Annotated in this window: 6 protein-coding genes and 1 tRNA gene; all 7 read left to right on the forward strand. The window is 69.0% G+C overall.

The window, feature by feature from the left end; translation table 11 throughout:
- The first annotated feature begins 223 nt into the window (after positions 1-223).
- The 7 genes from gnd (at position 224) to ACWGIU_RS20640 (ending at position 8,659) form a co-directional block, all read left to right on the forward strand.
- On the forward strand, positions 224-1,099 hold the full coding sequence (gene gnd / locus ACWGIU_RS20610; protein ID WP_109779282.1) for a phosphogluconate dehydrogenase (NAD(+)-dependent, decarboxylating): 876 nt from the start codon (positions 224-226) through the stop codon (positions 1,097-1,099).
- Positions 1,100-1,199: 100 nt separating this feature from the next.
- Complete coding sequence (gene recF, locus ACWGIU_RS20615) at positions 1,200-2,336, forward strand: DNA replication/repair protein RecF (protein ID WP_453707804.1); 1,137 nt, start codon at positions 1,200-1,202, stop codon at positions 2,334-2,336.
- The gene (locus tag ACWGIU_RS20620; RefSeq protein WP_453707805.1) at positions 2,333-2,866 is read left to right on the forward strand and encodes a DUF721 domain-containing protein; all 534 of its coding nucleotides are present in this window, start codon (positions 2,333-2,335) and stop codon (positions 2,864-2,866) included. Before recF ends, ACWGIU_RS20620 begins: the two co-directional genes overlap by 4 nt.
- A gap of 284 nt (positions 2,867-3,150) precedes the next feature.
- On the forward strand, positions 3,151-5,172 hold the full coding sequence (gyrB, locus tag ACWGIU_RS20625; protein ID WP_453707811.1) for a DNA topoisomerase (ATP-hydrolyzing) subunit B: 2,022 nt from the start codon (positions 3,151-3,153) through the stop codon (positions 5,170-5,172).
- Between the two features lie 43 nt (positions 5,173-5,215).
- On the forward strand, positions 5,216-7,831 hold the full coding sequence (gene gyrA, locus ACWGIU_RS20630) for a DNA gyrase subunit A (RefSeq protein ID WP_453707807.1): 2,616 nt from the start codon (positions 5,216-5,218) through the stop codon (positions 7,829-7,831).
- A gap of 87 nt (positions 7,832-7,918) precedes the next feature.
- Positions 7,919-8,467, forward strand: coding sequence for a DUF3566 domain-containing protein (locus ACWGIU_RS20635; RefSeq protein WP_453707809.1), 549 nt, complete (start codon positions 7,919-7,921; stop codon positions 8,465-8,467).
- A 118-nt stretch (positions 8,468-8,585) separates the two neighbouring features.
- Positions 8,586-8,659: transfer RNA gene (locus tag ACWGIU_RS20640), tRNA-Ile, on the forward strand.
- The last annotated feature ends 110 nt before the right edge of the window (positions 8,660-8,769 follow it).

Consider the following 8,769-nt stretch of genomic DNA (forward strand, 5'->3'; position numbering starts at 1 on the left):
GTCTCGCACGCAGCGGGACCGGGCCCGACGTCGTCGTCCACAGGCCGGGGAAGCCGCAGGGGAAAGCCCGGAAAGCAGGAGCGGCCGCGTTGGAGCGCCCGCAGGGTCCGCCGCCACGGCCCGGCGTAGGCTCGGATCCGGTGGGCGACCCCCTGCGCGTCCGGTGAGGACAAAGCCGGGGCAGCCCCGGCAAAGACGGCCACAACGCTTAAGGAACCACCTGATGGAGCTTGGTCTCGTCGGTCTCGGCAAGATGGGCGGCAACATGCGCGAGCGCATCCGCCGCGCAGGCCACACCGTCATCGGATACGACCGCAACCCGGACCTCGCGGATGTCCACAGCCTGCAGGAACTTGTGGACAGCCTGCAGGCCCCCCGCGTCGTATGGGTCATGGTCCCGGCCGGTGCGGCCACCCAGTCCACGGTCGACGAGCTCGCCGAGCTCCTGTCGCCCGGTGACGTCGTCGTCGACGGCGGGAACTCCCGCTGGACCGACGACGAGAAGCACGCCGAGGAGCTGAAGGCCAAGGGCATCGGCTTCGTCGACTGCGGTGTCTCCGGTGGCGTCTGGGGCCTGGAGAACGGCTACGCGCTCATGTACGGCGGCGCCGCCGAGGACGTGGCCCGTGTGCAGCCGGTCTTCGACGCCCTCAAGCCCGAGGGCGAGTTCGGCGCGGTGCACGCCGGCAAGGTCGGCGCGGGCCACTTCGCGAAGATGGTCCACAACGGTATCGAGTACGCCATGATGCAGGCCTACGCCGAGGGCTGGGAGCTCCTGGAGAAGGTGGATTCGGTCACCGACGTCCGCGAGGTCTTCCGCTCCTGGCAGGAGGGCACCGTCATCCGCTCCTGGCTGCTGGACCTGGCCGTGAACGCCCTCGACGAGGACGAGCACCTGGAGCAGCTGCGCGGCTTCGCCCAGGACTCCGGCGAGGGACGCTGGACGGTGGAGGCGGCGATCGACAACGCCGTACCGCTGCCCGCGATCACCGCGTCGCTGTTCGCGCGCTTCGCCTCGCGGCAGGACGACTCCCCGCAGATGAAGATGATCGCCGCCCTGCGCAACCAGTTCGGCGGCCACGCGGTCGAGAAGAAGTAGCACTTCGCAGCCCTGAGGCCCAGAGGCCCAGCGGTCCATGGGTACATCAGCAGCACAGCACCACAGCGAGTGGTGGGAAGCCGGGGGAGGTCGGCGCCGTATGCACGTTTCGCATCTCTCATTGGCCGACTTCCGCTCGTACGCCCGGGCCGAGGTTCCCCTCGACCCGGGCGTCACCGCTTTCGTGGGCCCCAACGGCCAGGGGAAGACCAACCTCGTCGAGGCGATCGGCTACCTCGCGACCCTCGGCAGCCACCGGGTCTCCTCGGACGCCCCGCTCGTGCGGATGGGCGCGGACCGCGCGATCATCAGGGCTGCCGTCACCCAGGGCGAGCGGCAGCAGCTGGTCGAGCTGGAGCTCAATCCCGGCCGGGCGAACCGGGCCCGGATCAACCGTTCCTCGCAGGTCAAGCCGCGGGACGTGCTGGGGATCATACGAACGGTGCTGTTCGCACCGGAGGACCTGGCCCTGGTCAAGGGCGACCCGGGCGAGCGGCGCCGGTTCCTGGACGAGCTGGTCACGGCGCGCTCGCCGCGGATGGCCGCCGTCCGCTCCGACTACGAGCGGGTGCTCAAGCAGCGCAACACCCTCCTGAAGTCGGCCGCGATGGCCCGCCGGCACGGCGGCCGCTCCCTGGACCTCTCCACCCTCGACGTGTGGGACCAGCACCTCGCGCGCGTGGGCGCGGAGCTGCTCGCCCAGCGGCTGGACCTGATCGCGACCCTGCTGCCGCTGGCGGACAAGGCCTACGAGCAGCTCGCACCCGGCGGCGGACCGCTGGGCCTGGCGTACAGGTCCTCGGCCGGCGAGCCGGTGGACAATGGTGCGGCGCGCACCCGCGAGGCCCTCTACGAGGTGCTGCTGGCCGCGCTGGCCGAGGTGCGCAAGCAGGAGATCGAGCGGGGTGTGACCCTCGTGGGCCCGCACCGCGACGACGTGGTGCTGCGGCTCGGGGAACTGCCCGCGAAGGGGTACGCGAGCCACGGAGAGTCGTGGTCGTACGCGCTGGCGCTGCGGCTGGCCTCCTACGAGCTGCTGCGCTCGGAGGGCAGCGAGCCGGTGCTGATCCTTGACGACGTGTTCGCGGAACTGGACACCCGGCGCCGGGAACGGCTGGCGGAGCTGGTGGCCCCGGGCGAGCAGGTACTGGTGACGGCGGCCGTGGACGACGACGTCCCGGGGGTGCTGGTCGGAACGCGGTTCGGGGTGTCCGGCGGCGAGGTGACCCGGCTGTGAACGAGCACGCCAAGGACCCGCAGGAGGGTCGCGGGACTCCGGAGCTCTCCGGGGTGGACCTCGCGCGCCAGGCCCTCGCCGCGGCGCGCGAGCAGGCGCGGGCCCGGGGCAACGCGGTCGGCGGGAAGAAGCGCCAGCAGCCGGGGCTGCGCTCGGGAGCCCGCGCGGACGGCCGGGACCCGATGCCGCTCATGGCGGCGCTGGACCGGCTGCGCACCGAACGCGGCTGGGAGATGCCGATGGCGGTGGCGGGCGTGATGGAGCGCTGGCCTGAGATCGTCGGTCCGGAGATCGCGGCCCACTGTGAACCCGAACGGTACGAGGACCGTGAGCTTGTCGTGCGGTGCGATTCCTCGGCGTGGGCGGCGCAGCTGAAGCTGCTGGCGCCGCAGCTGGTCGCGCGGCTGAACGCGGATCTGGGGCAGGGCACCGTACGCCTGATCAAGGTCCAGGGGCCCGGCGGCCGGCCCAAGGGCTACGGGCCGTGGCGGGCGCCGGGCAGCAAGGGCCCGGGCGACACCTACGGGTGAGTAGGCGGTCCGGCGGGTGGTGTCCCTCACGGTAGCCGGAGGTTGACAGGCCGAAGCGCTGGATGCCCGTGTGAGCCTCTTTGAGCCCCTCCCCGGATGTTGGGGAGTCGGAGAGAGGAGGTTCAGGGCGGCACATGCGGACTCAGGTACCGGCAAACCCCCATTCGTGTCCGTGGTACCGGTAGACTGGAGCAAATCCCGCCTGTTCGCGGGATCACGCAGACAACGCAGATCGACGCGGCCGCTCCGCTGGCGCACTTGCCGGCCCGGAGCAACGGGCTGCGCTGTGCCAGAAAGGGCGCTTCGTGGCCGATTCCGGCGACTCCAACGAGAAGAATTACGACGCCAGTGCGATCCAGGTCCTCGAGGGCCTGGACGCGGTCCGCAAGCGGCCGGGTATGTACATCGGCTCGACGGGCGAGCGTGGTCTGCACCACCTCGTCTACGAGGTCGTCGACAACTCGGTCGACGAGGCGCTGGCCGGGCACGCGGACACCATCGACGTGACGATCCTCGCCGACGGCGGGGTGCGCGTGGTCGACAACGGTCGCGGTATCCCGGTCGGCATCGTTCCGTCCGAGGGCAAGCCGGCCGTCGAGGTCGTCCTGACGGTCCTGCACGCGGGCGGCAAGTTCGGCGGCGGCGGCTACGCCGTGTCCGGCGGTCTGCACGGCGTGGGTGTGTCCGTCGTGAACGCCCTGTCCACCAGGGTCGCGGTCGAGGTCAAGACGGACGGCCACCGCTGGACCCAGGACTACAAGCTGGGCGTGCCGACGGCCCCGCTGGCCAAGAACGAGGAGACCGCCGAGACCGGCACCACGGTCACCTTCTGGGCCGACGGCGACATCTTCGAGACGACCGAGTACTCCTTCGAGACGCTCTCGCGCCGCTTCCAGGAGATGGCCTTCCTCAACAAGGGCCTCACCCTGACGCTGACCGACGAGCGCGAGTCGGCGAAGGCCACGGTCGGCGCGGACGACCCCGACGCGGACGCCGTCGAGCCTCCCGCGCGCACGGTGAAGTACTACTACGAGGGCGGCATCGTCGACTTCGTGAAGTACCTCAATTCGCGCAAGGGCGAGCTCATCCACCCGACCGTCATCGACGTCGAGGCCGAGGACAAGGAGCGCATGCTCTCGGTCGAGATCGCGATGCAGTGGAACTCGCAGTACACGGAGGGGGTCTACTCCTTCGCGAACACGATCCACACACACGAGGGCGGTACGCACGAGGAAGGCTTCCGTGCGGCCCTGACGGGTCTGGTGAACCGTTACGCGCGCGACAAGAAGCTGCTGCGAGAGAAGGACGACAACCTCGCCGGCGAGGACATCCGCGAGGGTCTGACGGCGATCATCTCGATCAAGCTGGGCGAGCCCCAGTTCGAGGGCCAGACGAAGACCAAGCTGGGCAACACGGAGGCCAAGACCTTCGTGCAGAAGGTCGTCCACGAGCACCTCAACGACTGGTTCGACCGCAACCCGGTCGAGGCCGCGGACATCATCCGCAAGTCGATCCAGGCGGCGACGGCGCGCGTCGCGGCCCGCAAGGCCCGTGACCTCACCCGTCGCAAGGGTCTGCTGGAGAGCGCCTCGCTGCCGGGCAAGCTGTCCGACTGCCAGTCGAACGACCCGACCAAGTGCGAGATCTTCATCGTCGAGGGTGACTCGGCCGGTGGCTCCGCGAAGTCCGGCCGCAACCCGATGTACCAGGCCATCCTGCCGATCCGCGGCAAGATCCTGAACGTCGAGAAGGCCCGTATCGACAAGATCCTCCAGAACACCGAGGTCCAGGCGCTGATCAGCGCCTTCGGTACCGGTGTGCACGAGGACTTCGACATCGAGAAGCTCCGCTATCACAAGATCATTCTGATGGCGGACGCCGACGTCGACGGCCAGCACATCAACACTTTGCTGCTGACCTTCCTCTTCCGCTTCATGCGCCCGCTGGTCGAGGCCGGTCACGTGTACCTGTCGCGCCCGCCGCTCTACAAGATCAAGTGGGGCCGGGACGACTTCGAGTACGCGTACTCGGACCGCGAGCGGGACGCGCTGGTGGAGCTCGGCAAGCAGAACGGCAAGCGGATCAAGGAAGACTCGATCCAGCGCTTCAAGGGTCTGGGCGAGATGAACGCCGAGGAACTGCGCGTCACCACCATGGACGTGGACCACCGGGTCCTCGGCCAGGTCACGCTGGACGACGCGGCGCAGGCCGACGACCTGTTCTCGGTGCTGATGGGTGAGGACGTCGAGGCACGGCGCTCCTTCATCCAGCGCAACGCCAAGGACGTCCGCTTCCTCGACATCTGAGTCGGCTCCGCTGACCGCCGCCTGAAAGGACTTCTGACCAGCAATGGCCGACGAAACCACCCCCACCGCAGAGAACGCCGAGAACCCCGCGGAGGAGCAGCCCGTCATGCGCATCGAGCCCGTCGGGCTCGAGACGGAGATGCAGCGCTCCTACCTCGACTACGCGATGTCCGTCATCGTCTCGCGCGCCCTGCCGGACGTGCGCGACGGCCTCAAGCCGGTGCACCGCCGCGTGCTGTACGCGATGTACGACGGCGGCTACCGGCCCGAGAAGGGCTTCTACAAGTGCGCCCGCGTCGTCGGTGACGTCATGGGCACGTACCACCCGCACGGTGACAGCTCGATCTACGACGCCCTGGTCCGCCTGGCCCAGCCGTGGTCGATGCGCATGCCGCTGGTCGACAGCAACGGCAACTTCGGCTCTCCGGGCAACGACCCCGCGGCCGCCATGCGCTACACCGAGTGCAAGCTCATGCCGCAGGCCATGGAGATGCTCCGGGACATCGACGAGGAGACCGTCGACTTCCAGGACAACTACGACGGCCGCAATCAGGAGCCCACCGTGCTCCCGGCGCGCTTCCCGAACCTGCTGGTCAACGGCAGCGCCGGCATCGCGGTCGGCATGGCGACCAACATCCCGCCGCACAACCTGCGCGAGGTCGCGGCCGGTGCGCAGTGGGCGCTGGAGCACCCGGAGGCCTCGCACGAGGAGCTCCAGGACGCGCTGATCGAGCGGATCAAGGGCCCTGACTTCCCGTCGGGCGCGCTGGTCGTGGGGCGCAAGGGCATCGAGGAGGCGTACCGGACCGGTCGCGGCTCCATCACGATGCGGGCGGTGGTGGAGGTCGAGGAGATCCAGAACCGCCAGTGCCTGGTGGTCACGGAGCTCCCGTACCAGACCAACCCCGACAACCTCGCGCAGAAGATCGCCGACCTGGTGAAGGACGGCAAGGTCGGCGGCATCGCCGACGTCCGTGACGAGACCTCGTCGCGGACCGGCCAGCGCCTGGTGATCGTGCTGAAGCGCGACGCCGTCGCCAAGGTCGTGCTGAACAACCTCTACAAGCACACCGAGCTGCAGACGAACTTCGGCGCGAACATGCTGGCGCTGGTGGACGGCGTGCCGCGCACGCTGTCGATCGACGCCTTCATCCGCCACTGGGTGACGCACCAGATCGAGGTCGTCGTCCGGCGTACGAAGTTCCGCCTGCGCAAGGCGGAGGAGCGCGCCCACATCCTGCGCGGTCTGCTCAAGGCACTGGACGCGATCGACGAGGTCATCGCGCTGATCCGGCGCAGCAACACGGTCGAGATCGCGCGCGAGGGCCTGATGGGGCTCCTGGAGATCGACGAGATCCAGGCGAACGCGATCCTGGAGATGCAGCTCCGCCGCCTCGCGGCCCTGGAGCGCCAGAAGATCGTCGCCGAGCACGACGAGCTTCAGGCCAAGATCAACGAGTACAACGCGATCCTGGCCTCCGAGCAGCGGCAGCGCACCATCGTCAGCGAGGAACTGGCGGCGATCGTCGAGAAGTTCGGCGACGACCGGCGTTCCAAGCTGGTGCCCTTCGACGGTGACATGTCCATCGAGGACCTGATCGCCGAAGAGGACATCGTCGTCACGATCACGCACGGCGGTTACGTCAAGCGCACCAAGACCGAGGACTACCGCTCGCAGAAGCGCGGCGGCAAGGGCGTGCGCGGCACCAAGCTGAAGCAGGACGACCTGGTCGACCACTTCTTCGTCTCCACGACGCACCACTGGCTGCTGTTCTTCACGAACAAGGGCCGGGTCTACCGGTCCAAGGCCTACGAGCTGCCGGACGCCGGCCGTGACGCCCGCGGGCAGCACGTGGCGAACCTGCTGGCCTTCCAGCCGGACGAGAAGATCGCCCAGATCCTCGCGATCCGTGACTACGAGGCGGCGCCGTACCTGATCCTGGCCACCAAGGGCGGCCTGGTGAAGAAGACGGCGCTCAAGGACTACGACTCGCCCCGCTCGGGCGGCGTCATCGCGATCAACCTCCGGGAGACGGAGGACGGCAGCGACGACGAGCTGATCGGCGCCGAGCTGGTGTCCGCCGAGGACGACCTGCTGCTGATCAGCAGGAAGGCGCAGTCGATCCGCTTCACGGCGACCGACGAGGCGCTGCGCCCGATGGGCCGTGCCACCTCGGGTGTGAAGGGCATGAGTTTCCGTGAAGGTGACGAACTGCTCTCCATGAGCGTTGTGAGGCCGGGTACGTTCGTCTTCACCGCGACCGACGGCGGCTACGCCAAGCGGACGCCGGTCGACGAGTACCGCGTCCAGGGCCGTGGCGGTCTGGGTATCAAGGCCGCCAAGATCGTGGAGGACCGTGGATCGCTCGTCGGGGCGCTCGTGGTCCACGAGACGGACGAGATTCTCGCCATCACGCTCGGCGGTGGTGTGATTCGTACGCGCGTCAACGAAGTCAGGGAGACCGGGCGTGACACCATGGGCGTCCAGCTGATCAACCTGGGTAAGCGCGATGCCGTGGTCGGCATCGCCCGTAACGCCGAGGCCGGTCAGGAAGCTGACGAGGTCGAGGCCGACGAGAACGACACCGAGGTGGCCGACGGACAGGTCGCCGAGGCCGCCGAGGGCACGCAGCCCTCGGCCGGGGAGCACGAGGAGTAAGTCGTGAGTGGAGCCACGGGCGCCGGACCGGCCAAGACTGGAGCGAACAGTGCCCGTGGCCCTGCCGCGGACTCCCAGGGGGGAACCGTGACGGACACCCGAGGGCCGGAGCAGTCGGCCGGCGCGGACGCCGGCCAGGACAGGCCCGCACAGCCGTACCACCCGCCGCAGGCCTATCCGGCGCCCTCGGGCCCGGGGACGGCGCAGGGCGGTACGGGAGCGGGCGCACAGCGCAAGCCGCGCACGGCGGTCCGTACGGCCCCCCGCACGCGCAAGGCGCGGCTGCGGGTGGCCAAGGCCGACCCCTGGTCGGTCATGAAGGTCAGCTTCCTGCTGTCGATCGCGCTCGGCATCTGCACGATCGTGGCGGCGGCCGTGCTGTGGATGGTCATGGACGCGATGGGCGTCTTCTCGACCGTCGGCGGCACGATCAGCGAGGCGACCGGTTCGAACGAGGGCAACGGCTTCGACCTCCAGTCGTTCCTGTCGCTGCCGCGCGTTCTGATCTTCACATCGGTCATCGCGGTGATCGACGTGGTGCTGGCGACGGCACTGGCGACGCTGGGCGCGTTCATCTACAACCTGTCTGCGGGCTTCGTCGGCGGTGTGGAGCTCACCCTCGCCGAGGACGAGTAGGCCCTCCGTCCGGGTGCCCGCGACGGGTCGGATGACCTGCGCAGACGCCCCCGGGCAACGGATTTTGGCCTGACCGGGTCTGTGCGCTAATCTTCAGGAGTCAGCGCGCAGCGCGGATGGGGCTATAGCTCAGTTGGTTAGAGCGCATCCCTGATAAGGATGAGGCCACAGGTTCAAATCCTGTTAGCCCCACAGTGTCGAAGAACCCCCCGCCCCGGCCGGGGGGGGTTGGGGGGTGGGGCCGGTGGTGGGGCGGGGGGCGCGGAAAGGCCCCCCTCGGGGATCGGGGGGTGTGGTTTGTT

This window comes from Streptomyces sp. NPDC054840, from assembly GCF_053611065.1.

Coding starts and splice junctions, on each gene's coding strand:
- gnd (WP_109779282.1), top strand. CDS start 224: ATGGAGCTTGGTCTCGTCGGTCTCGGCAAGATGGGCGGCAACATGCGC.
- recF (WP_453707804.1), top strand. CDS start 1,200: ATGCACGTTTCGCATCTCTCATTGGCCGACTTCCGCTCGTACGCCCGG.
- gyrA (WP_453707807.1), top strand. CDS start 5,216: ATGGCCGACGAAACCACCCCCACCGCAGAGAACGCCGAGAACCCCGCG.